We start from the raw sequence: 22,223 nt of genomic DNA, 5'->3' as shown, positions 1-22,223 counted from the left end.
AATGTTTAAACTTTTAAACAAAAGAAAGGAAGAGGGGAATGGGACAAAAAGCGATCGAGGTGTTTCGATCGTGTATACCATTATTTCAAGCGCTAAGCGATCCTCATCGACAAGATATTGTATTGCTGCTTGCGGAACACGATAAGCTAACAGTCAATGAAATTACGGAAAGGTCAAGTTTATCGCGTCCAGCGATTTCCCACCATTTGAAAATTTTGCGCGACCAAGGATTAGTGTCGGTAGAACAAAAAGGGACATTGAGATACTATGTATTATCTATCGAAAAAGCTGTTGAATTATTGAAAGATTTGATTCATGCTGTCGAGAAGGAGTGCCTTTAGATATGCTAAAGGCCAACTTTTTCATTTTATATGTTTAAGTTTTTAAACATTTAAAAAAAGAGTAATGAACAATAAAACCGTCATTATTCCGGGGATGGCGAATAAACTCCTTGCATTTAGTGTTCGTTTTATCCAAACTTTCCAAATGCGCTCAAATGGGTGCGGAAGTTATTGAAGTAAAAAATGTTTCGAATCGGATACATTTTCGTTGGACAATAAATTTGAACAAATTTCGAAAAAAATTTAACGAAAATGTGACAAAATTTCAAACGGACAACCTATTTCTTTTTGTATTTCCATGTATTATATAAAAGATAGCGCTTTTCTCGCACGATTTTTGATGTCGAGAAAAGTGTTTTTCTTTTTGTCAATGATTTTGCTTTTTGTTTCCCCCTCAATGCAGTTTCTTCCTTCCTTTTTTCGTCACAATTATTTTTACAGTACATGTTAAAATCATTTCGATAGTGTTAATTACTACAAAGCTAAATAAATGTCGCTCATTTCGTATTTACTTCCTTGTACAATGAATCACAATTTTGTTGAGGTGAAGAAAGGTGAAGCGTTTATTTGTCTTCTTAATTGCGGGACTGCTTCCGCTTCTTGCAGGCTGTGAGATGGTTGTGTTTCAACCGCAAGGACCAGCTGCTCGAAGCATTATGGAGCTCATTACTTGGTCGATTTGGTGGATGCTTCTTGTTGTTGTTGTTGTATTTGCCTTGTTTGCTTATATCGTATGGAAATATCGAGATCGACCTGAGCGTCAAGGAGAGGAGCCTCCGGAGGAGCACGGGAATGTGGTGCTTGAAATTGTATGGACAGTTATTCCGATTCTTATCGTTGTTGCGTTAACGATCCCAACTGTGAGAACATTATATGATTTAGAAAAGCCTCCGAAGGGGTACGAAGATCAAGATCCGCTTGTTATTCACGTGACATCAGCGGATTGGAAATGGATTTTTAGCTACCCAGAGCAAAATATTGAAACAGTGAACTACGTCAATATTCCTGTCAATCGTCTCGTGCTATTTAAAATGACTTCCGCATCGACTATGCAGTCATTTTGGGTGCCTGCGTTAGCGGGACAAAAATATACGATGAACAAAATGGAGACAGAATTGTACGTTGTTGCGGAACGTCCTGGTTCGTACGAAGGAAGAAATACAAACTTTAATGGACGTGGGTATGCGCATATGCAATTTGAAGTTTTAGCGCAAACGCCAAAAGAGTTTGACAAATGGGTACAAGAAGTAAAACAAACGGCACCGAAATTAACGAAAGAAAAATATGAAGAGCTGTTATTGCCAACCCATTTAGGACGATTGACGTTTGTTGATACACATTTACAATGGGTAAACCATGCTGATCCGCAGTCAAAGACGTACACAAATCCAGAATTATATCGTGGGCATGGATACCAAGGAAAAATTTTTGACGAAAATGATCGACATACATCAAATGTGACAGATGATGAGCAACAAGCTTCTGAAAGCTATAGCGGAGGTGAACATCATGGGTATTAAGTGGAATGAAATATTTGTTGGGGGAAACCCGCTTCTTGTTGGTTCACAAATTGCGATTGTACTGACTGTCGTTGCGATTGTCGTTGGCTTAACGTACTTTAAAAAATGGGGTTGGTTATGGCGTGAATGGTTAACGACCGTCGACCATAAAAAGATCGGGATTATGTACATTTTATCTGGTGTATTGATGTTTTTCCGCGGTGGTATAGATGGATTGTTAATGAAGGCGCAAACGGCTCGGCCAGAAATGAACTTTTTGGATGCCCAACATTACAATGAAATTTTTACAACCCATGGCGTCATTATGATTTTATTTATGGCGATGCCCCTTTTGATCGGTTTAATGAACGTCGTCGTTCCGTTGCAAATCGGTGCGCGCGATGTTGCCTTTCCACAATTGAACGCACTTAGCTTTTGGTTGTTTTTTAGCGGGGCGATGTTATTTAACATTTCGTTCGTTGTTGGAGGGTCACCAGATGCAGGGTGGACATCATACTTCCCACTTGCAGGGAAGGAATTTAGTCCGGGAATCGGAAATAACTACTATGCCATCGCCTTACAAATTGCAGGTCTTGGGACGTTAATGACGGGGATTAACTTTATTGTTACAATTTTAAAAATGCGTGCACCGGGCATGACATTAATGAAAATGCCGATGTTTACATGGACAACACTCATTACGTCGATCATTATCGTAGCGGCTTTTCCAATTTTCACAGTCGCTTTAGCATTAATGACGTTTGACCGTTTGTACGGCACGCATTTCTTTACACTTTCTTCAGGCGGCAGCGATATGCTTTGGGCAAACTTGTTCTGGCTTTGGGGTCATCCAGAAGTATATATTGTTATTTTACCTGCTTTTGGTATTTTCTCTGAAGTCATTGCGACGTTTTCACGTAAAACGTTATATGGATATAAGTCTATGGTCATTTCGATCGTTGGCATTGCGTTTTTAAGTATGCTCGTATGGGTACACCATTTTTACACGATGGATGCTGGCCCTGCGGTAAACTCAATTTTCTCGATTACAACGATGTTAATTGCAGTTCCAACTGGAGTGAAAATTTTTAACTGGTTGTTTACGATGAGAAAAGGCCGCATCCAATTTACAACAGCGATGTTATGGGCGCTTGCTTTCGTACCAAATTTCGTCATCGGTGGAGTGACAGGGGTCATGCTGGCGATGGCAGCGGCCGACTATCAATATCACAACACATTATTTTTAGTCGCACACTTCCATTACGTGTTAATTCCAGGCGTCGTGTTTGCTGTATTTGCAGGATTGTATTATTGGTGGCCGAAAATGTTCGGTTTTATGTTAAACGAGAAACTTGGAAAATATCATTTCTGGTTGTTTACGATCGGATTTAACGTCACATTTATGCCGATGTTTTTCCTTGGTTTAAAAGGAGCCGTTCGTCGTGCTTATACGTACTCGGCCGAGTCAGGCTTTGCGCCGCTTTTCCTCGTTTCTGCGATCGGTTCGATCATTTTAGCGATCGGCTTTGCGGTATTTTGTTATAACATTTATTGGAGCTTCCGTTATGCGAAGCGCAATGTATCCCACGATCCATGGGATGCGCGCACGCTTGAATGGATGACGGCATCTCCAGTCCAGTTTTATAACTTTGCGGTCGTTCCAGAAGTGAAACAATTAGATGCGTTTTGGCATATGAAAAAACGTGGCGAAACGCTCACATTAAAAGAAAGCGACATAAAGAAAATTCATATGCCGAGCAACTCAGGCTTACCGTTTTATATGGCGGTTGTGTTTGGAATTACAGGTTTCTTCCTCGTCTTTGAAGCACATATCGCGGCAGCTGTTGCGGCAATTGGGATTGTTGTTGGGCTTATTATCCGTTCGTTTGATTATAATGACGGTTATTATGTAAGCGTCGATGAAATTAAACAAACAGAGCGCACGTGGAGAAATGTAGAAGGGGGGACGGAAAACCATGTCGGCTAACGTCAATCATTCGCTTCCGCTCGAATATCAGACGGAACAAAACCGTCTCAACATTTTAGGATTTTGGATTTTCCTTGGCGCAGAAATTGTATTATTTGCGACGTTGTTTGCTGTATATGGTGTGTTAGGTAACCGCTATGCCGGTGGCCCGACGCCGAGCGATATTTTTAAGCTAAACGATGTGCTGATTCAAACGTTGTTGTTGTTAACGAGTAGTTTTACATCTGGCTTAGCTGTCTTCTTCATGCGCCGTCGGGATATGAAAAAGCTGCTTACTTGGTTCGTCATTACCCTTTTATTAGGGGCAGGATTTTTATTTATGGAAATTCGTGAGTTTATTCGTTACGTGCACGAAGGAGCAACGATGCAAACGAGCGCGTTCTTATCAAGCTTTTTCGTTTTGCTTGGCACACACGGAGCGCACGTTACATTCGGGATCATTTGGGCAATCATGCTTATCATCCAGTTGCTCCAACGCGGATTGACGCCAGTTACGGCGAGAAAAATGTTTATTATTAGCTTATATTGGCATTTCCTTGATGTCGTTTGGATCTTTATTTTTACGTTCGTCTATTTAAAAGGGATGGTGGCGTAAATGGAACATAAAAGTAAATATCCCGTTAGTCACGTTGTTGGATTTTTGCTTTCGTTAGTTTTAACGTTTGTCGCCGTATTTGTTGCGTTGAAAATGAACGTATCATATACAATTGTGATGTGGATCATTGGCTCACTCGCGGTCATTCAAGCCGGACTGCAACTATTTATGTTTATGCACGTAACGGAAGGCGAAGACAGAAAAACGAACGTTATTAATATGGCATATTCAGCGTTTGTCGCGATCGTCATTGTCGCAGGCTCGATTTGGGTATTGACATCGGGACATGCGGGGCATTAAAAACAACCGGTCATATGCCGGTTGTTTTTTATACCTGTAAACATGTATATACATGTGTACTTCCCGCATTTTCATCATTTTTGCAAGAAAGAAAACAAGAAAGAGTGAGTTAGATGCTGACACGACGGCATCTATTTTTCTTTTTAGGTGATATACTAAAAGAAAAAGGATGTGAGATCGTGAAACGATTGATTGTAGTGTTTATCATTTTACTTGTCGGCTGTACAGCTCAACAAGACGAATCGAATGTTAAGCAGTTAGAGCAAACAATTGCCAAACAACAAACGACCATCGATCAACTACAAGAAAAAAATAAGCAACTTCAAAAAGGAAAACGAACAATTGAAAAGTGAAGCAAAACAAGTGATTTCATCTTCGCTTTTATCGGTCGCTTTAGACGTTGTGGAGGCGTTGAAAAATAAAGATATGAATGCGCTTGCATCTTACGTTCATTCTACAGCGGGTGTGCGCTTCAGTCCGTACGGGCATGTCGACGTTCAAAACGATTTACAGTTTTCTGCTTCTCAACTTTCTTCTCTTTTATCCTCGACGCAAGTGTATCAGTGGGGCGTATATGACGGTTCAGGTGACCCGATTCAGCTCACTTTTCAAGATTATTTTGCTCGCTTCGTCTATGATGTCGATTTTGCGAATCCGCATATGATTGGAAACAATGTTGCTGTTGGAACAGGAAATATGATTAATAACATTCAACAAGTATATTCGAACAGTTCATTCATTGAGTTTCATTTTACGTCTTGTTTTTGAACAAGAAAACGGTCAATGGAAACTTGTCGGCATCATTCATGATGAATGGACGACATAACATATACAAAAGGTGTCCGGATAGGGACACCTTTTGTATTACTCACCTTTTAATTGTTTCAGTTGTTGTTCGACTTCAGCATCAAAAGATTGTGGCGGCATTGTTTGAATAAGGGAGCGTGCCTTTGCTTCTGCTTCAAGTAACATTACTTTTTCTTCCATACGTGCGAAGCCTTTTACGATATGATCGTAACGGAAAGATGTGATCGCCTCATCCATTTGTTTCATCGTTTCAGCGACATAAAAGCGCGTCATTAATTGCATTTGTTTCAATTTTAATTGCTCGTACGTTTCGTACAATTGTTTCACTTTTTCCGTTAAAACGGTTGTTTTTTCTTTTAATGTGTTGTATTGTTGCGTATATAGCTCTAATTTTTTTTCATAGGCGATTTTTTCTTGAAGGGCCATTTTTGCGATTGGCTCTTCATTTTTTTCTACAGCTAATTTTGCTTGGCGAGCCCGCTTTGCGATCATTTCTTCTGCATCTGCGATGAGACGCTCATATTTTTGTTCTAGCACAAACTGTTGTGCCAATGCTTGTTGCGCTTGTTCAAGCTGTTCTTCTAGTTCACGAATGTACTGTTTCGTCATGCGAATCGGATCTTCGCATTTGTCAATGATGTCATGTATGTCGGCAAGAACGACATGTTTTACGCGTTTAAAAATGCCCATATCACTTTTCCTCCTTTTGGATTGTTTTTTCCCATTCATCTAAAAAGCTATCGTTTTGAATAGGTGAGACAAATGGTGCAAATTCAGGTGTCGGCTTTGTTTTGTCTTTTAGTAAAACGTACGCTGCAATGATCGCTAAGACGGCGAGCAACGTTTTTGGTAAAAGCGCAATGAGCCCAATTGCCATCAGCGCACCACCAATCCATTTGCCAGCGCCTTTCGTTGCTTTCCAAATCACCCATCCGATGATGATGAGAGCGAGTTGAATGAGTAAAGATACCCATCCAAACATCGGCATGCCGTGCGGTTGCATCATTCGCGGACCATGATGGCCGAATGCTCGATGGTGTTTCCCCATTTCCATCATATGTGCCCCTGGCATTCGTCCGCTCCAACCGATGTGCATGAAATAAGTAGCGATGTGCGCCAATATAGCGACAACGATCACCCCACCTAGCAGAAAGAAAATTGTCCGCTTTCTCAATTGTTCCACCTCCTTTGTGATCTACAGTTTGTATTGTACAAGCGAAAAGAGAAAATTAGGTGAAAAAGAAAAAAACGTGCAACATATTTATGCACGTTTATCATTTGGAAAAGTGATCGTGAATGTCGTTCCTTTTCCCACTTCGCTCTGTACTTGAATGTTTCCATCGTGTGCTTCGACAATCCATTTTGCGATGGAAAGTCCAAGTCCGTGCCCACCAATTTGACGCGTTCGTGCTTTGTCTGCACGATAAAATCGGTCAAAAATGCGGGGAAGATGCTCAGGAGCAATTCCAATACCTGTATCAGCCACAGACATCGTTACTACTTTTCGTTGTTTTATTACGTGTTGAGCTAACGATAGGGAAACTGTTCCGCCTTCTGGTGTATATTTGATGGCGTTATCAAGCAAAATGTACAACAATTGCGTACATTTGTCCTCGTCTCCAACAAATTCAATTTGTTCAGACGCATGAAACTGAAGCGTAATGTTCTTTTTATTTGCAAGATCTTGTAACGACTGTAACGTACGTTCTGCACATGCACGTAGTTCAAACGGTTTTCTTTCAATTTGTAGCTTTGCATCGTCTGTACGCGCAAGGGTGAGAAGGTTATTAATGAGCTTTGTCATTCGTTTCGTTTCGTCTCCTAGACGTTCAATTGTTTTTTGGCTGAATGGATCGGACGTTAATGACTCATCCATTTTCAACGCTTCAACAGATGAATAAATGACGCTAAGTGGGGTTCTTAGTTCATGGGAAGCGTCCGCCACAAATTGACGTTGCCGATTGTAAGCATCTTGAATGGGGATGAGCGCTCGTTTGGACATAAAATAACTAAAAGCGACGGCCACCGCAATAAACAGCACCCCGAGCCCTAATAAAATGAATGTAGACCATTTCAGCAAACGAAACATGCTTGTCACATCCATACCGACATATAAAACACCGACGAGCTGCCGCTCAACAATGACCGGGCGAGCGACAGTTAATATTTTCAATGTGTCTGCACGAAATCGTTTTAATTCATGGCGGTGATGGGGGACGTGAATCTCTACATATTTTAATTCGTTTTTTTCCGGCGTCCACGGTTGAAGCGTCGAAAGGAGCAGCGGTCGCAATCCTTTATTCACTTCATCTCCCATCATCAATCGTCCACGTGTATCAATGACGTAAAAAAATAGTTGATCTTCACTTAAAAATATGACGTTTTGATCGCTAGACCACCCGATAAACGATTGCTCTTCTAGCATGTTTTCAATCGTTTGACCTTCTTGTTCGGCGAGCGTTCGAATGCGTCGCTCTTGGTCATTTGTAATAACGGTATGAATAAGAAAAGAAACAACCGCGATAAAGATGGCTAAAAAAGCGATAAGAATACCGCTATATGTGGTAGTTAATCGCCATTGTGTGCGGCGAAACATATCGGAATGATGAAACAAAGATCGTATACTATTTTTCAATGGTATATCCCACCCCGCGCACCGTTTTAATGAGTTGTTGTTGTTCATCGCCAATTTTTTTACGCAATAGCTTAACGGTTGCGTCAATCGTTTTCATCGATACGTCCGCATCGTATCCCCAAATGCGATCAAGAATAATGTCGCGTGTTAGAACACGTCCTCTATTTTGTAATAATAAATCAAGTAGTTGGAATTCACGTGGGGTTAATATAATTTGCTTTCCGTTTTTCGTCAGCGCATGACTTGTCCGATTCACTTCAAACGCTCCCCAGCGGATTATTTCTTCTTGAATCGGTGCGAACGTGCGCCGGGACAATGCTTTCAGCCGCGCCATAAGCTCGTCGATTTCAAACGGTTTCACTAAATAATCGTCCGCTCCGGCTTCCAGTCCTTCAACGCGATCTTGAACCGCATCTTTTGCGGTTAACATTAAAATCGCTCCGTGATAACCATGTTTTCTTAAACGTTGACATACGCTCACCCCATCGCTATTTGGCAACATCCAATCTAAAATGATCACATCATAAAACGAAGCGAGGGCATAATCGTAGGCATCTTCTCCTTCCTGTACCCAATCAACATGTTCGACACCTTTTTTCTTTAATAAATGGACAATGAGTTCACCTAAATATACATCGTCTTCAGCAAGCAACACTTTCATCCTCATCACCTTTTTTCTTTCATGATATCAAATGTTGATGAAAAATGAGTGAAAATGAAGAAATGAGATCAGAAAAATAGAAGTGATTAGGAAAAGCGAGGAGTCATTATTTTCTACAAACATAAATACGGAAGTGCTCGAATACATTTTACTTGTATTCATTGTAGCGACTGTGATAAAAATTTGGTATGAAATGTTCAAGTAAGCTGGCTTGAGTCGGCTTTCTTTTGTTCATTGCAATGGTTATGAAAATTTGGTATGATGTTAAATAGTGGAAAAATAAAATAAATAGGATGATGGGGATGAAACGAGCACGTATTATTTATAATCCGACGTCGGGAAGGGAAGTATTTAAAAAGCATTTGCCTGATGTACTGATTCGGTTAGAACAAGCAGGATATGAAACGTCATGTCATGCGACAACAGGGGCAGGGGATGCGACAGAGGCGGCAAGAAAAGCAGTTGAGCGAGAATTTGACCTTGTTATTGCCGCAGGTGGCGATGGAACGATTAATGAGGTCGTAAATGGGCTAGCTGATGCGTCATATCGTCCGAACCTTGGCATTATTCCAGTCGGAACGACGAACGACTTCGCCCGCGCGATCGGTGTACCGCGCTCGATTGAAGGCGCGTGTGATGTGATCATTCACGGAGAAGCGGTGCCGATTGATATTGGAGCGGTAACGAACGAAGGAAAGACGCATTATTTTGTTAACATTGCCGGTGGCGGACGTTTGACGGAATTAACGTACGAAGTGCCAAGCAAATTGAAAACGATGATTGGTCAACTCGCCTATTATTTAAAAGGAATTGAAATGCTTCCCTCCTTGCACCCTGTCCATGTCAAAATCGAGTACGATGGAAAAATGTTTGAAGGGGCTGTCATGCTGTTTCTCGTTTCACTTACGAACTCTGTCGGCGGCTTTGAAAAATTAGCCCCAAACTCATCGTTAAACGACGGCATGTTTGATTTAATCATTTTGAAAGAAACGAATTTAGCTGAATTTATTAAAATTGCAACGCTCGCCTTGCGCGGTGAACATATTCACGACCCGCACGTCATTTATACGAAAGCAAACCGCGTCAAAGTGTACACGGAAGAAAACATGCAGCTTAATTTAGACGGGGAGTATGGAGGCATGCTTCCGGGCGAATTTGTTAACTTATATCGCCATATGAACGTATTTGTTCCAAAAGAAAAAGCTGAGCAAATGAGAACAGGGGAGTGAACCTGTTCTTTTTTGTTCGACTATGCTACAATCTTGACAGCATTTCGCGGAAGGGGAAAGACAAATGGAAGCACCAGTAGCAAAAAACGAATATTATGACGTTGTATTTGAAGATTTAAGGAGAAAAAGATGGGGCGCCTGTTTCCTAGGCGTTTTTTTATTTCACAAAAACTGACACGAAAAAAATTACAAAAAAGTGTAGGGCAAACGGCTAATGATTTCGTCTATATAAGTGAAGACAGATAGAAAGGGGGAGAGTGAGATTCAGGACGAAGCATTAATCGCGAAAGCAAGGAAAGGAGACGAGCATGCCTTTCGCCTGTTAATCGAGAAATACCGTGATTATTTATTTAAAACGGTGTACTCGATTATTCGCAACGAAAAAGATGCCGAGGATGTTACGCAGGAAGTATTTGTGCGGATTTATCTTTCACTCTCCCGATATCAGTCACAAGGCTTTAAAACATGGATGACGCGCATTGCTGTGAACTACGCGATTGATGTCAAGCGGAAAATGCAGCGGCAGCTTGAAGAAGTAATGGAATCCATTGAGGCCGAAGCCGATGAAAGGGTTGAGGTTTCGGTTATTAAAAAAGAGGAGCGAGAACGAATTCGCCAACGTCTTGAGGAAATTCCGCTTAACTATCGAGATGTTATTTACGCTTATTACATAGATGAAAAATCGTATCAACAAATTGCGAAAGAACAAAATGTCGAAGTGAAAACCGTCGAGACAAAGCTTTACAGAGCACGCAGCTGGCTAAGAAAGCATTGGAAGGAGGAGGATTTTCAATGAGTCATTACACGAACGAAGAATGGCGGCAGTTCATTTGTGATGTACTGTCAGAAGAAAAAAGAGAGGAAATGGAGAGCCACCTTTATAGTTGTGATCAATGCTTAGCGGTATATATGGAGCTTATTGAGGAAAATGCTTCCGACTTGCCGAATCCTTCCGATGAAGCTGTTTCAGCTGATGTCATCCTTGCACAAGTTGAACTATATGCAAAGCCAAAGCGTACGAAGCAGTCACAGACGAAGCAAAAAATGCTTCATTACGGAATTGCCGCGGCGATTACGATCGGGTTTATGTCTTCGGGAATTTTTCAATTAGTCACAAATGCCGGCGTTGTTGGAACAGATTTATCAGAAAACAGGCCGGCCTATACGGAACAATGGATGGATAAAACATTATCATTTCTCGATTGGCTAAAGGTAAATCAAAAGGAGGAAGGGAATAATCGATGAACAAAAATTCGTTAGTTGCGTTCTTTTTATCATTTATCCCTGGTGCTGGGCATTTTTATTTAAATAAAAAAGCAAGGGGAGTGTTTTATAGCTTTTCCTTTTTTGCGCCGATTGTGCTCGCGGTCGGTCTTGTCTTTTTGACACATAATAGTGAACCGCTGGCGATCGTCCTCTTTTCTTTATTGATTTGGTTGATCAGTATTTTAGATATGATTCTTACACTCATCAAAAGACAGCCGGAGCATACACTTGTCCAGGGAGAGGGTTTACAGGCAAATCAGGAAAACGAGAAGTTTTACACTATTCTTCTTTCCTTCATTCCCGGGCTCGGGCACTTCCAGCTCGGCTTGATGAACCGGGGGTTAACGTTATTAATCAGCTTCTTTGGGCTTATGATCATGATATTTTTTGTAACGGTATTGATGCATGAAGGCAGCTTCTTAGTTTTCTTAGGAATTTTGCCGATCATTTGGATTTACAACATGTTTGATATTGTTCAACAGCTCAATCGAAAACAAAACGGCGAGTCACTGGTCGATCGAACGATTTTCGAAGATTTTGAAGCGAAACGCGAGGATGGAAGGAAAAGCAAAACACTTGCGACTCTCCTTTCGATTTTTCCGGGTGCGGGTCATATGTACTTAGGATTACAGCGCAGAGGCTTGCAGTTAATGGCCGCCTTTTTGCTGGCGATTTATGTGATGGATGTGTTAAGACTGTCTGCCTTTTTCTTCCTTATTCCGCTCATTTGGTTTTACAGCTTTTTTGACGCATTGCAGAAGGCGTCGAAGTATGGCGAAGAAGAGCTTGAGGATCAGCCGATCGTTTCCTACTTTATCAATCATCAAAGATGGGTTGGATTCGGATTATTGTTGTTAGGTCTTTATTATTTGCTTGACAGCATCCTGCTTCCAGCATTTGCTTCGCATCTATCAAAGCTATTACAAATCGATATTTATTACTGGTACAACCAATTTTTCCAAACAACGATCGTTTGCATTTTGTTAATTGGCGGCGGATTCAAGCTGCTTTTAGGCAGTAAAGAGAAGAAGGAGGGGACGAAATGAGGAAATGGCGCGTTGGGACGGTGTCGATGGGCGCCTCCCTTATTTTGCTTGGTATCGTGTTGTTTATTTCTCAATGGAAAGGGATGGGAGCTGCAGACATTTTTGCGAGCTGGTGGCCGTTTCTCCTAGTGTTGCTTGGCGCTGAAATTCTTGTGTATCTTTATTTTTCGAAGCAGGAAAATACATTGATCAAATATGATTTTTTGAGCATCATCTTTATCGGGGTGCTCGGTTCGGTAGCCGTTTTATTTGTATTGCTTTCATCAACAGGAATATGGCAAGAAATTCGCACGGTCGTTAGTGCAGAAACGAAAGTCTTTCACCTGCCGAATGTCCGTCAGTCTGTTTCGCCTGAGATGAAGAGAATTGTCTTACAAACAGGGAGCCAACCGATTGTGATTGAAGGAGGCAGCAACAGTGAAATTCAAATCTTTGGAACATACCAATCTCTTTCAGCCAACGACATCAAAAAGCAGGAAGATTATGTTGCGATGAATATTGTCGGGGATACGATGTATATTACTATAAAAGAAATGCCGCGGAAGGAAGGACTATTTCATACGGTGAACGCGATGACCCCGACTGTCGTTATTCCGCAGCATCTTTCGCTCGAAGTACGTGGGAACTATAATTCGGTGCTTCTTTATCCGCGGAAGCTTGCCGCCAATTGGACTGTTTCAAAAGCGGAGGATGTTCAGATTAGCCTTGATAAAAATACAGATATTCTCGTAACAGCTGTGACGCGTGAGAGTTTAGAAGACGGAAATATCGCGTGGCAAAGAGAAAGCGGAGAGACAGAAAAAACGTTGCCGGAGCAAACGTTTAAAGGCGAGGTTCAATTAGGGGACGGAACTCATCATATTTATGTTTTTGATTCACAGCATGCAGCGGTGCATGTGTCAAATTAAGTAACTAAGAACCACCGAGGTGTCAGCGTATTTTTAATGAAAACTTTTGTCCGTTTTTGATATAATATTTCAGCTATAACATCTTTCCGCATTTAATTTATACGAAGGCGAACCGCATTAAAGTCACCTCGCCAAACAAAATCCAGCTTAATTTAGATGGCGAGTGCGGCGGACTGTTGCCTGGCGAGTTCGTCAACTTGTATCAACATCTTGAAGTATTTGTACCAAAGGAAAAAGCAGAACAAATGAGAGCAGGATATTAGCGCGGAGCACATAGTGGTGCTGGAGCTGCCTGATAAGTGTCTGACCTCACATCCATTTCACGATATATGATGTTGCGGGGTCTGACACTTTGCTTTTGGTCAGCCTCGGGCACCCTATATGGTAACAGCGCTGTGACCTGTTCCCTTTTTGTGTCCGAAGCGATTGTATGATACAATCAGTGCAGCATTTTCACGAAAAGGAAGTAGGAACGATGACAAAAGTAGAAGCTCCAGTTGCGAAAAATGAATACTATGACGTCACTTTTGAAGATTTAACGCATGACGGCGCCGGTGTTGCGAAAATCGACGGATTTCCGATTTTCGTTGCCAACGGGCTGCCGGGAGAAAAAGCGAAAATTAAGGTAATTAAAGTGAAAAAAGGATATGGCTACGGCCGCTTAATTGAGCTGTATGAACCGAGCCCGGATCGCGTTGACGCGCCGTGTCCGATTTATAAACAATGCGGCGGATGCCAGCTTCAGCATTTAAGCTATGAAGGACAGCTAAAGGCAAAGCACAAGCATGTGAAAGAAGTGCTTGCGCGCATCGGGAAGATTGAGGATGTCACGGTTCATCCTGTGCTTGGCATGAGCAATCCGTGGCGCTATCGCAATAAGGCGCAAGTGCCGGTCGGCGAGCGCGAAGGCGGACTTGTCGCCGGCTTCTACCAGCAGCGCAGCCATGAAATCATCGATATGGAGTCTTGTCTCATCCAGCAGGAAATGAACGATGTTGTTGTGCAAACGGTGAAAAAGATTTGCGAAAAATATGGTGTGAAGGCGTACAACGAACAAACACACAAAGGTGTGCTCCGCCACATTATGGCGCGTTACGGGGCAGTGACAAAAGAGGTAATGGTTGTCCTGATTACGCGTACGGAAGAGTTGCCGCATAAAAAGAAAATCGTTCAAGAAATTATTGAAACGGTACCAAATGTGAAGTCCATTATTCAAAACATCAATCCGAAACGGACAAATGTCATTATGGGCGACGAGACGAAAGTGTTGTGGGGAGCTGAATACATTTACGATTACATCGGTGACATTCAATTCGCGATCTCGGCCCGTTCCTTCTATCAAGTGAACCCGGAACAGACGAAAGTGCTGTATGAAAAGGCGCTCGAATATGCGGAGTTAACAGGTGAAGAAACCGTCATTGACGCTTACTGCGGCATTGGAACAATTTCTCTTTTCTTGGCGAAAAAAGCGAAAAAAGTGTACGGTGTCGAAGTCGTTCCAGAAGCGATTGAAGACGCTAAACGCAACGCGAAGCTGAACGGCATCGACAACGCCGAATTTGCCGTCGGTGAAGCGGAAGTCGTCATTCCGAAATGGTACGAACAAGGCATCGAAGCTGACTGCATCGTCGTTGACCCGCCGCGCAAAGGCTGCGACGAATCCTTGCTGCAAACGATTATCGCCATGAAGCCAAAGCGGGTGGTGTACGTATCATGCAACCCGGCGACACTCGCTCGTGACTTGCGCATCCTTGAAGACGGCGGGTATAAGACACTCGAAGTGCAGCCGGTCGACATGTTTCCGCATACGAATCATGTGGAGTGCGTGGCGAAACTAGCCTTGAAATTGTAGAAACTGAATAAACTTGTGCGAAAATGAAAATAAAGTTTTGCGAGAAAAAAGGGAAAGGGAAGGGAAATCCTTATTTCTCAAGCCCTTTCCCCTTTTCCATGTCAAAAGTTTATTTTTCGGTCTTTATTCTGTTTGACAACACTTTTTCGAAACCATCATAAATGCAAAACGAGCGAAAACTAAAACTATAAGTTAAAGTTAATGAGTTCTGCTGCTCAACAAACATTAAAGCAATTTAATAAAGACGAATTTTTCGAATGAAGTTATTCGCAATTCAAATACAAAAAGGCAGAACATTTCATATTCCAATGTCACCGGCTTTTAAGAAAAAGCAAGTTGTAGATGATCTATGCAAAAGAGTGTGAAAGTCGGACAATTGAGAGGGAAAGTCCTCTCTTGTCTAAAGCTGATTCATTCTGACGGCAAGATGACAGGTTTTCTTGGCTAAACTTCTATAAACAAGTACACCTATTTCATTCAGCTTTCAGGCTGATCAATGAACTTCACTCTTCTTTTCAAAGTTAAAGTCGCACTATTAGAATTTTATTTCTATTATTTTTTTGCCGGCAATTTCTTTATGTTCTTTATTTAGCACTTCACTTGTCATTAGTTTGATCCATTCTAAATGATTACTCTTAGCTTTGTCTTCTTGCTCATGAACATGGTTATTTAAAGGAAATCCCATGTTGCCTATCTTCTCTTCGCCGCCGCTATACATGCCGTTTAATTCTTCAAGATAAAAATCATTTTCCCAAGTCATCTTTTCCCCTGAGCTTGTTTCTAATAAAGCGATTGGTGCGAAGTATACTTCTTCATTTGTTGTATTTTTAATCTTCATCTGCACTCTTATAAAATCAAAGTCTTCTGCCTCATGTGTAAATCCATGGAAAAAATCAATTAAGTTATATGCTGGAAGATAATGAAGTACTTTGACATCTAATATGGTTAACTCTATAGGGCCGATTTTATACGTTTTGTTCACCTCTTTTATGTCTTCTAATATCAATTTTCCTTTTTCATCCCAAAACGAATCACCGGCTTTTTGTAATGACGAATCGTCTGTAACTTGAGGATTACCGCTATATTCTGTCTTTGAATACTCGGTCTTATTTGCTTCGTTTTCTATTATTTCGCTTTGATTAGCAGCTTTTGTCCGGGTTATTTCTTCTTTTTTATCTTGATTGGCTGAACATCCAAATAACAGCATAAAACTTAAAATCAATGGAACATATTTCACCATTCGTGTTCCTCCTAAAACGAAATTTTTAAGTAGCATAAATTTATGATAATAAAGAAATATGAATTTTCTTTTAATATAAATTAAATGAATGTAAATTGGTGTAAAAATAATGGCATATCTCTTTGAAGCATTACGTCTAGAATGAACAGTTTTTGTACAGTTGGTCAAGTTTAATTGTTATTGTATTTTCGGAAATTTTACAAATATTAATAGAAAATTCATAATCTATTAATACAATCGTTGTATGTTTATTATATAAAACATTGTAAGGAGGTTTTGTATTTGGACAAGAAGAAGTTTTTTAGAGGATTAACGGCGTTCACGTTAGCTTCTAGTTTAGGAGTCAGCAGCTTAGTAACGAATCATGATGTTGTCAAAGCTGAGACAAAACCGAAGCAAGTTAAAAATATCATCTTTATGATAGGGGACGGAATGGGGGTTTCTTACCTAACAGCACATCGTTATATGAAAGATAACCCTGATACATTTGTTGTCGAAAATACAACATTTGATGACTACTTAATTGGTATGCAATCTACAAATCCAGAAGATGAACATCAAAATATCACGGACTCTGCTTCTGCAGCAACAGCGATGTCAGCCGGTATTAAAACGTATAATGCGGCTATCGCGGTTGATAATGATAAGACGGAAGTAAAAACGGTATTGGAAGCAGCAAAGGAAAAAGGAATGTCGACAGGTCTTGTAGCGACATCAGAAATTACGCACGCAACACCGGCTGCTTACGGTGCCCATGATGTGAACCGAAAGAACATGAATGCGATTGCGGATGACTACTATGACGAATTAATCAATGGCCAACATAAGATTGATGTCATGTTAGGCGGAGGACTTAAGAACTTCATTCGTGAAGATCGGAGTTTGGTCGAAGAATTTAAAAAAGATGGATACAGTTTTGTGACAAATGAAGATGAATTGTTAAAAGACAATAACGAACGTATTTTAGGATTGTTCGCTGAAGGCGGTCTTCCTAAACGCATTGACCGTACTGAAGAAACTCCGGATCTAGAAGAAATGACAAGAGAAGCGATTGAACGTTTAAGTAAAAACGAAAATGGTTTCTTCTTAATGGTTGAAGGAAGCCAAATTGACTGGGCTGGACATGATAATGACATTGTAGCGGCAATGTCTGAAATGGAAGATTTCGAACAAGCTTTTAAAGTAGCTCTTGATTTTGCGAAAAAAGACGGTGAAACCTTAGTCGTATTAACAGCAGACCATTCTACAGGGGGATTCTCATTAGGAGCTAATGGTATTTATAACTGGTTCCCAGAGCCAATCAAAGCAGCGAAAAGAACACCTGATTTTATGGCAGAAAAAATCGTCAATGGTGCAAATGTGAGAGAAACATTAAAGAAATATATTGCTCTTGATTTAACGGAAGAAGAAATTAAATCCGTAGAAGACGCTGCGCAAACGAAAGACCTTAGGACAATTGATGATGCGATTGAAGCAATTTTTAATACCCGTTCTGTTACTGGTTGGACAACAGGCGGTCATACTGGAGAAGATGTAGCGGTTTATGGATACGGACCGCAAATTGAACGTTTTGCTGGTAAAATTGACAACACTGATCATGCGAAAATTATTTTTGACATTTTAGAAAATAAAAAAGTGAATAAACCAAAAACAGGACAAACTCCTGCCGATATGAAAGAGGGTCAATTTGCTTATAATGAAATTCAACATTTAATCAGTCAAAATGTCATTTCTCTAGATGATAAAGGAAACTACTATCCAAACAAAGCGATTACACGCGCTGAGGCAGCTGTTATGTTGCAGCGTGCACTAAATCTTGAGATTCCAACTGATTTAAACGCTTTTAAAGATGTGAATGAAAATCATCCATATGCTAAAGAAATTGCTGCAACAAAAGCAAAAGGCATTTTTAAGGGAAAAGCAGATGGAACATTTGGTGTTAATGATGTATTAACTCGTGAACAAATGGCGACTATTTTAGTTCGTGCGTTTTCTTTAAAAGCTCAAAACCATGTTCAAGTAAGATTATCTGATTTAAAATCCGCTTCGCCTGCTCATCAAGAAAATATAAAAATCCTTTATCAAAATGGGGTAACAACTGGTAGAAAAGGTGGAATGTTTGATCCACGTTCTAAAACGAAACGAGCTGAATTTGCAGTGTTCTTATATCGTGCGTTAAATTTAAATAATTAAGGTACATGATAGATTATAGAAGAAAGCCTGAAAACCTTAGTTCCACTACACATACAGGGAACTAAGGTTTTTATTTGGTTATATGTAAATTATTAGGTGTTTGATATGAAGTGTACTTCTTTTATGTTAGGCCCATCCTCCGGCGTTTTCGCTATTTTCAGCGAGCTTGCGGGCTTCGGGAAGTCCCTCCTCGTTTTTCCGCGCGGCGAGGTGGTTGAGAACAGGGATTTCCTGTTTTTCGCGCACAGCTGCTCAAAGATTTAGAAGCACGGTATCCCCAAATTGTGTGGATCCGACAGCACGGAACTTCGAAGTAGTTTTTACGATTCGCAAGCAAAATGAGGAGCGGCCACCCGATACCACCGGTTTAAAGGATATAAGCTCCATCTCTCCACCACTGCCGAGGGAATCATTTTATCTCCTGTGTTGACCACAGCGAATCGGAATGATGCGGCAGTAGCACCAGAATTGCTTGTTTCAGGATATAGTTCTAAAGAAATAAAATCTTGAACACGGGTATTAAGAAAACAGCAAACACTATCCACTTCTGAATAATTGTTCTTACTGTATAGTCAACACATGTGGAGTGTGTGGCGAAGTTAGAGGTTAGTTTTGTAAACACAAAATAAACTCGTTCCACGGCTCTTCACCAAAAGTTGTGCTTGATTTTTTTATAACATGCCCCACTTACGCTTGTGGGGAAAAATCAGTAAATCAATGATTTTTGTACATCCTTGTTGATCGTATTGCTTGTCAAGTACATTTTGTGGTGATGAATCGGGACTAAACTTATTTGTATTAATTTGTAGTAACTATTCATCCCGATAGTAGTATGTAAAGAAGCGCAACACAAATAGGGCATCCCCGTAATAGAAAATGCCCTAAGTGGTAGAAAGAACACGATCGAGTGTGTCACCCGTCAACAGAAGACATAACGAATCCTACACATTTTTTTCGTGCTCCGTCAGTGTGAAAACGATGCTCCTTGTGATACAAAAAGACTGGGCGAATGTTTCTTCGCGAAATGTACCCGAGATGTTCCCTTTGACTTTGACCATACGAAGATCGCGTTCGGCTTGGTTGTTATCAAAGGGAACATGTACTTCACGTAAGAAACGCAACGCTTCTTCCTTTCATTTTTGAAGGCGTCGAACAAAAGCGAGTGCTTTTTTCGGAAGAGGCATCTTTGTTTCCAATCGGTGTTGTGCTCTTTCTAGGATACGATCATACGCACGTTCCAACCGTCTCGCTTCTTCTTCGGAAAGTGCACCATGATGGGCTTCAACGGCTTGCTTGGCGGCTAGCAGAAAAATCGGCATATCCAGTCTGGAGGCAGATCGGGTCATTCGGTGGCAATGTCCTGATTGTAAGGGAGAATGGGAGCGGGAGTAGCAGAGAACGAGAGACAAGGATTGGGCTGAATGGGCATGCCGTACATCGAAACAATTCAAAATACTGATGAAAGCCTATCAAGAGGCGGGGTTGGCATGTGATTGGGGAGGAAAACAAGGATTGCCCTTCATACAAAGAAATTTTCCATCATCATTATTTTCCTTTTTTGATAGTTGATTGAATCCAACGAAATCAAAGTTTCTAACGCCGATAAAACTATGTATAATTAAGTTTGAAATAATAAGGAGGCAGCTATATGATTACTGGAGAATTAAAGAACAAAATCGATAAAATATGGGAAACATTTTGGACAGGCGGAATTACGAACCCGCTGACGGTTATTGAGCAGTTTACATACCTTTTGTTTATTAAAGGTCTTGATGAAGTGGAAACGAAAAATGAACAAGAGGCTGCTCTGTTAGGTATTGATTTTGAACGAATCTTTCCTGAAGATAAGCAGCACTTGCGCTGGAGCAAGTTTAAAAACTTAGAAGCTACTCAAATGTACGAAATCGTTTCTAATGAAGTATTCCCATTTATTAAAAATCTTCATGACAATAAAGATTCTGCCTACGCCAAATATATGGGCGATGCGATTTTTATGATTCCTACGCCGCAAATGCTTTCAAAAATTGTGGATGGTATCGATAATATCCCGATGAAAGATCGCGATACAAAAGGGGATTTATACGAATATTTATTATCAAAAATCGCGACGGCAGGCACAAACGGCCAATTCCGCACACCTCGTCATATCATCGACATGATGGTAGAGTTAGTAAAACCAACACCGGAAGATATTATTGTCGACCCGGCCGCAGGTTCCGCGGGGTTTTTAGTAGCGGCAGGAGAATATTTGCGCAAATATCGCAGTGACTTATTTTTAGTGCAAAGTTTAAAAGAACATTTTAATAACCATATGTTTTACGGTTTTGATATGGACCGCACGATGCTGCGGATTGGCGCGATGAACATGATGCTTCACGGCATTGAAAATCCGAATATCGAATATCGTGATTCATTATCCGAGCAAAACAAAGATAAAGACAAATACACCCTTGTCCTCGCCAATCCGCCTTTTAAGGGTTCATTAGATTATGAAGCCGTTTCAAGCGACCTATTAAAAATTACAAAAACAAAGAAAACAGAGCTTTTGTTCTTAGCCTTATTCTTACGCATTTTAAAAACGGGCGGACGTTGCGCGTGCATCGTGCCGGACGGGGTATTATTCGGAAGTTCGAAAGCACATAAAGATATTCGCAAAGAAATCGTGGAAAATCATAAATTAGAAGCGATTATTTCGATGCCAAGCGGCGTGTTTAAACCGTACGCCGGCGTTTCGACAGCGATTATGATTTTTACTAAAACGGGAGTCGGCGGCACGGATCAAGTATGGTTTTATGACATGAAAGCCGATGGCTACTCATTAGACGACAAGCGCAACCCGATTGAGGAAAACGATATTCCGGATATTATCGCGCGATTCCATAACCGTGAAGCGGAAAAAGAACGGAAGCGCACGGAGCAGTCGTTCTTCGTGCCGGTGGAAGAAATTCGTGAAAACGACTATGACCTTTCGATTAATAGATATAAAGAAATAGTATACGAAGAAGTACAGTATGAAGAACCTAAAATCATAATTGAAAAAGTAAAGAAATTAGAAGAAGAAATTGTAAAAGGGATAAAAGAGTTGGAGGAAATGCTAAGTGAGTAGATTTAAAGTAATTGATCTGCTTGAAAATGTTGTTAGTGGAGAATGGGGACAGGAACCAACTGGCTCTAATGATGTAAAAGTTATTAGAACTACAAATTTTTCGAATGATGGTAGATTAGACCTTAATAAAGAGATAGTATTTAGAAATATTGAAGAACAGAAAGCGATTGAAAAAAAATTAAATTATGGTGATATCATTATAGAAAAATCTGGAGGTTCCCCTGAGCAACCAGTTGGAAGGGTTGTTTATTTTGATATTAAAAACGATATTTATTTATGTGTAACTATTCAGCCACATCATAAAGTGAGCTGAATATTTTTTGCTTTTCCTGTCTATGATGTGAATATTGATAGACAAGGAGGTGAATCGCATGTTGACGGTACAACAAGCTGTATTTACAGTTGAAAGCTTAATCAGCAAAGTCCAACAGCAAAAGCAGCTCATTACTCACCAACAACAAGTCATTGAGCAACTGTTGAAAGAAAACAAACAGCTACGCAAAGAAAATGAACAACTGAAGTACCGTGTTCAAGAGCTGGAAGCACGCACGAAAAAAA

Annotated in this window: 21 protein-coding genes and 5 pseudogenes; 20 read left to right on the top strand and 6 right to left on the bottom strand. The window is 40.7% G+C overall.

Going from position 1 to position 22,223, the window contains the following annotated elements; translation table 11 throughout:
• The first annotated feature begins 38 nt into the window (after positions 1-38).
• The 7 genes from ETB99_RS09800 to ETB99_RS09775 all read left to right on the top strand — a co-directional run bounded on the left by ETB99_RS09800 (position 39) and on the right by ETB99_RS09775 (position 5,490).
• Complete coding sequence (locus ETB99_RS09800) at positions 39-341, top strand: ArsR/SmtB family transcription factor (protein WP_003398862.1); 303 nt, start codon at positions 39-41, stop codon at positions 339-341.
• Between the two features lie 554 nt (positions 342-895).
• Entirely contained in the window at positions 896-1,861 is a 966-nt protein-coding gene (gene qoxA, locus ETB99_RS09795) for a cytochrome aa3 quinol oxidase subunit II (RefSeq protein WP_171700497.1), read from the top strand.
• On the top strand, positions 1,851-3,827 hold the full coding sequence (qoxB, locus tag ETB99_RS09790) for a cytochrome aa3 quinol oxidase subunit I (protein WP_171700496.1): 1,977 nt from the start codon (positions 1,851-1,853) through the stop codon (positions 3,825-3,827). Before qoxA ends, qoxB begins: the two co-directional genes overlap by 11 nt.
• Positions 3,817-4,422 carry a cytochrome aa3 quinol oxidase subunit III gene (gene qoxC / locus ETB99_RS09785; protein ID WP_171700495.1) on the top strand — a complete coding sequence of 202 codons (606 nt, stop codon included), beginning with the start codon at positions 3,817-3,819 and terminating at the stop codon, positions 4,420-4,422. Before qoxB ends, qoxC begins: the two co-directional genes overlap by 11 nt.
• Complete coding sequence (gene qoxD / locus ETB99_RS09780; protein ID WP_004888823.1) at positions 4,423-4,722, top strand: cytochrome aa3 quinol oxidase subunit IV; 300 nt, start codon at positions 4,423-4,425, stop codon at positions 4,720-4,722.
• Positions 4,723-4,901: 179 nt separating this feature from the next.
• On the top strand, positions 4,902-5,075 hold the full coding sequence (locus ETB99_RS15060; RefSeq protein WP_253263603.1) for a hypothetical protein: 174 nt from the start codon (positions 4,902-4,904) through the stop codon (positions 5,073-5,075).
• Entirely contained in the window at positions 5,065-5,490 is a 426-nt protein-coding gene (locus tag ETB99_RS09775; protein WP_253263602.1) for a hypothetical protein, read from the top strand. The genes ETB99_RS15060 and ETB99_RS09775 overlap by 11 nt, the downstream gene beginning before the upstream one ends.
• A 96-nt stretch (positions 5,491-5,586) precedes the next feature.
• Here the strand turns inward: ETB99_RS09775 and ETB99_RS09770 are convergent, their stop codons facing one another.
• From ETB99_RS09770 to ETB99_RS09755, 4 genes are all read right to left on the bottom strand, one after another.
• Entirely contained in the window at positions 5,587-6,219 is a 633-nt protein-coding gene (locus tag ETB99_RS09770; protein ID WP_171700494.1) for a PspA/IM30 family protein, read from the bottom strand.
• Between the two features lies 1 nt (position 6,220).
• Positions 6,221-6,712 carry a hypothetical protein gene (locus tag ETB99_RS09765; protein WP_309138146.1) on the bottom strand — a complete coding sequence of 164 codons (492 nt, stop codon included), beginning with the start codon at positions 6,710-6,712 and terminating at the stop codon, positions 6,221-6,223.
• Positions 6,713-6,790: 78 nt separating this feature from the next.
• Positions 6,791-8,164 carry a sensor histidine kinase gene (locus ETB99_RS09760; protein WP_171700492.1) on the bottom strand — a complete coding sequence of 458 codons (1,374 nt, stop codon included), beginning with the start codon at positions 8,162-8,164 and terminating at the stop codon, positions 6,791-6,793.
• Positions 8,154-8,825: a response regulator transcription factor gene (locus tag ETB99_RS09755; protein ID WP_171700491.1), complete on the bottom strand. Its 672-nt coding sequence runs from the start codon at positions 8,823-8,825 to the stop codon at positions 8,154-8,156. The genes ETB99_RS09760 and ETB99_RS09755 overlap by 11 nt, the downstream gene beginning before the upstream one ends.
• Before the next feature lie 302 nt (positions 8,826-9,127).
• Here ETB99_RS09755 and ETB99_RS09750 point away from each other — a divergent pair, with 302 nt between their 5' ends.
• The 7 genes and pseudogenes from ETB99_RS09750 to rlmD all read left to right on the top strand — a co-directional run bounded on the left by ETB99_RS09750 (position 9,128) and on the right by rlmD (position 15,126).
• Complete coding sequence (locus ETB99_RS09750) at positions 9,128-10,054, top strand: diacylglycerol kinase (protein WP_077429421.1); 927 nt, start codon at positions 9,128-9,130, stop codon at positions 10,052-10,054.
• 232 nt (positions 10,055-10,286) lie between these two features.
• Positions 10,287-10,850, top strand: a complete 564-nt coding sequence (locus ETB99_RS09745) for an RNA polymerase sigma factor (protein ID WP_077429424.1) — start codon at positions 10,287-10,289, stop codon at positions 10,848-10,850.
• Positions 10,847-11,299 (top strand): anti-sigma factor, encoded by a 453-nt coding sequence (locus tag ETB99_RS09740; protein WP_171700490.1) that lies wholly within the window; start codon positions 10,847-10,849, stop codon positions 11,297-11,299. The genes ETB99_RS09745 and ETB99_RS09740 overlap by 4 nt, the downstream gene beginning before the upstream one ends.
• On the top strand, positions 11,296-12,366 hold the full coding sequence (locus ETB99_RS09735; protein ID WP_171700489.1) for a hypothetical protein: 1,071 nt from the start codon (positions 11,296-11,298) through the stop codon (positions 12,364-12,366). The genes ETB99_RS09740 and ETB99_RS09735 overlap by 4 nt, the downstream gene beginning before the upstream one ends.
• On the top strand, positions 12,363-13,274 hold the full coding sequence (locus ETB99_RS09730; protein ID WP_171700488.1) for a hypothetical protein: 912 nt from the start codon (positions 12,363-12,365) through the stop codon (positions 13,272-13,274). The genes ETB99_RS09735 and ETB99_RS09730 overlap by 4 nt, the downstream gene beginning before the upstream one ends.
• Positions 13,275-13,360: 86 nt before the next feature.
• Positions 13,361-13,537, top strand: a pseudogene (locus tag ETB99_RS15055) (diacylglycerol kinase); the annotation flags it as partial.
• A gap of 212 nt (positions 13,538-13,749) precedes the next feature.
• Positions 13,750-15,126, top strand: coding sequence for a 23S rRNA (uracil(1939)-C(5))-methyltransferase RlmD (gene rlmD / locus ETB99_RS09725; protein ID WP_171700487.1), 1,377 nt, complete (start codon positions 13,750-13,752; stop codon positions 15,124-15,126).
• A gap of 535 nt (positions 15,127-15,661) precedes the next feature.
• On the opposite strand, the gene ETB99_RS09720 is transcribed toward rlmD, so the two are convergent.
• The gene (locus ETB99_RS09720) at positions 15,662-16,366 is read right to left on the bottom strand and encodes a hypothetical protein (RefSeq protein ID WP_128999428.1); all 705 of its coding nucleotides are present in this window, start codon (positions 16,364-16,366) and stop codon (positions 15,662-15,664) included.
• Positions 16,367-16,648: 282 nt separating this feature from the next.
• Here ETB99_RS09720 and ETB99_RS09715 point away from each other — a divergent pair.
• The 3 genes and pseudogenes from ETB99_RS09715 to ETB99_RS09710 all read left to right on the top strand — a co-directional run.
• Positions 16,649-18,010: pseudogene (locus ETB99_RS09715) on the top strand (alkaline phosphatase); the annotation flags it as partial.
• 27 nt (positions 18,011-18,037) lie between these two features.
• Positions 18,038-18,559, top strand: a complete 522-nt coding sequence (locus ETB99_RS15050) for an S-layer homology domain-containing protein (RefSeq protein WP_256368179.1) — start codon at positions 18,038-18,040, stop codon at positions 18,557-18,559.
• 134 nt (positions 18,560-18,693) lie between these two features.
• A pseudogene (locus ETB99_RS09710) lies at positions 18,694-19,039 on the top strand (transposase); the annotation flags it as partial.
• Between the two features lie 461 nt (positions 19,040-19,500).
• On the opposite strand, the pseudogene ETB99_RS09705 reads toward ETB99_RS09710, so the two are convergent.
• A pseudogene (locus ETB99_RS09705) lies at positions 19,501-19,878 on the bottom strand (IS66 family transposase); the annotation flags it as partial.
• A 329-nt stretch (positions 19,879-20,207) separates the two neighbouring features.
• On the opposite strand from ETB99_RS09705, the gene ETB99_RS09700 reads away from it, so the two are divergent.
• From ETB99_RS09700 to ETB99_RS09690, 3 genes and pseudogenes are all read left to right on the top strand, one after another.
• Positions 20,208-21,665 (top strand): type I restriction-modification system subunit M, encoded by a 1,458-nt coding sequence (locus ETB99_RS09700; protein WP_171700486.1) that lies wholly within the window; start codon positions 20,208-20,210, stop codon positions 21,663-21,665.
• On the top strand, positions 21,658-21,978 hold the full coding sequence (locus ETB99_RS09695; protein ID WP_171700485.1) for a restriction endonuclease subunit S domain-containing protein: 321 nt from the start codon (positions 21,658-21,660) through the stop codon (positions 21,976-21,978). The genes ETB99_RS09700 and ETB99_RS09695 overlap by 8 nt, the downstream gene beginning before the upstream one ends.
• Before the next feature lie 58 nt (positions 21,979-22,036).
• A pseudogene (locus ETB99_RS09690) lies at positions 22,037-22,223 on the top strand (IS66 family transposase); the annotation flags it as partial.

The organism is Anoxybacillus sp. CHMUD (genome assembly GCF_013096965.1).
GTDB lineage: Bacteria > Bacillota > Bacilli > Bacillales > Anoxybacillaceae > Anoxybacillus > Anoxybacillus kestanbolensis_A.
Note: the sequence above shows the minus strand (reverse complement) of the source record. Positions and strands in the feature narration are given on the sequence as shown.

Coding starts and splice junctions, on each gene's coding strand:
- ETB99_RS09800 (WP_003398862.1), top strand. CDS start 39: ATGGGACAAAAAGCGATCGAGGTGTTTCGATCGTGTATACCATTATTT.
- qoxB (WP_171700496.1), top strand. CDS start 1,851: ATGGGTATTAAGTGGAATGAAATATTTGTTGGGGGAAACCCGCTTCTT.
- qoxC (WP_171700495.1), top strand. CDS start 3,817: ATGTCGGCTAACGTCAATCATTCGCTTCCGCTCGAATATCAGACGGAA.
- qoxD (WP_004888823.1), top strand. CDS start 4,423: ATGGAACATAAAAGTAAATATCCCGTTAGTCACGTTGTTGGATTTTTG.
- ETB99_RS09770 (WP_171700494.1), bottom strand. CDS start 6,219: ATGGGCATTTTTAAACGCGTAAAACATGTCGTTCTTGCCGACATACAT.
- ETB99_RS09755 (WP_171700491.1), bottom strand. CDS start 8,825: ATGAAAGTGTTGCTTGCTGAAGACGATGTATATTTAGGTGAACTCATT.
- ETB99_RS09750 (WP_077429421.1), top strand. CDS start 9,128: ATGAAACGAGCACGTATTATTTATAATCCGACGTCGGGAAGGGAAGTA.
- ETB99_RS09740 (WP_171700490.1), top strand. CDS start 10,847: ATGAGTCATTACACGAACGAAGAATGGCGGCAGTTCATTTGTGATGTA.
- ETB99_RS09735 (WP_171700489.1), top strand. CDS start 11,296: ATGAACAAAAATTCGTTAGTTGCGTTCTTTTTATCATTTATCCCTGGT.
- ETB99_RS09730 (WP_171700488.1), top strand. CDS start 12,363: ATGAGGAAATGGCGCGTTGGGACGGTGTCGATGGGCGCCTCCCTTATT.
- rlmD (WP_171700487.1), top strand. CDS start 13,750: ATGACAAAAGTAGAAGCTCCAGTTGCGAAAAATGAATACTATGACGTC.
- ETB99_RS09720 (WP_128999428.1), bottom strand. CDS start 16,366: ATGGTGAAATATGTTCCATTGATTTTAAGTTTTATGCTGTTATTTGGA.
- ETB99_RS15050 (WP_256368179.1), top strand. CDS start 18,038: ATGAAAGAGGGTCAATTTGCTTATAATGAAATTCAACATTTAATCAGT.
- ETB99_RS09700 (WP_171700486.1), top strand. CDS start 20,208: ATGATTACTGGAGAATTAAAGAACAAAATCGATAAAATATGGGAAACA.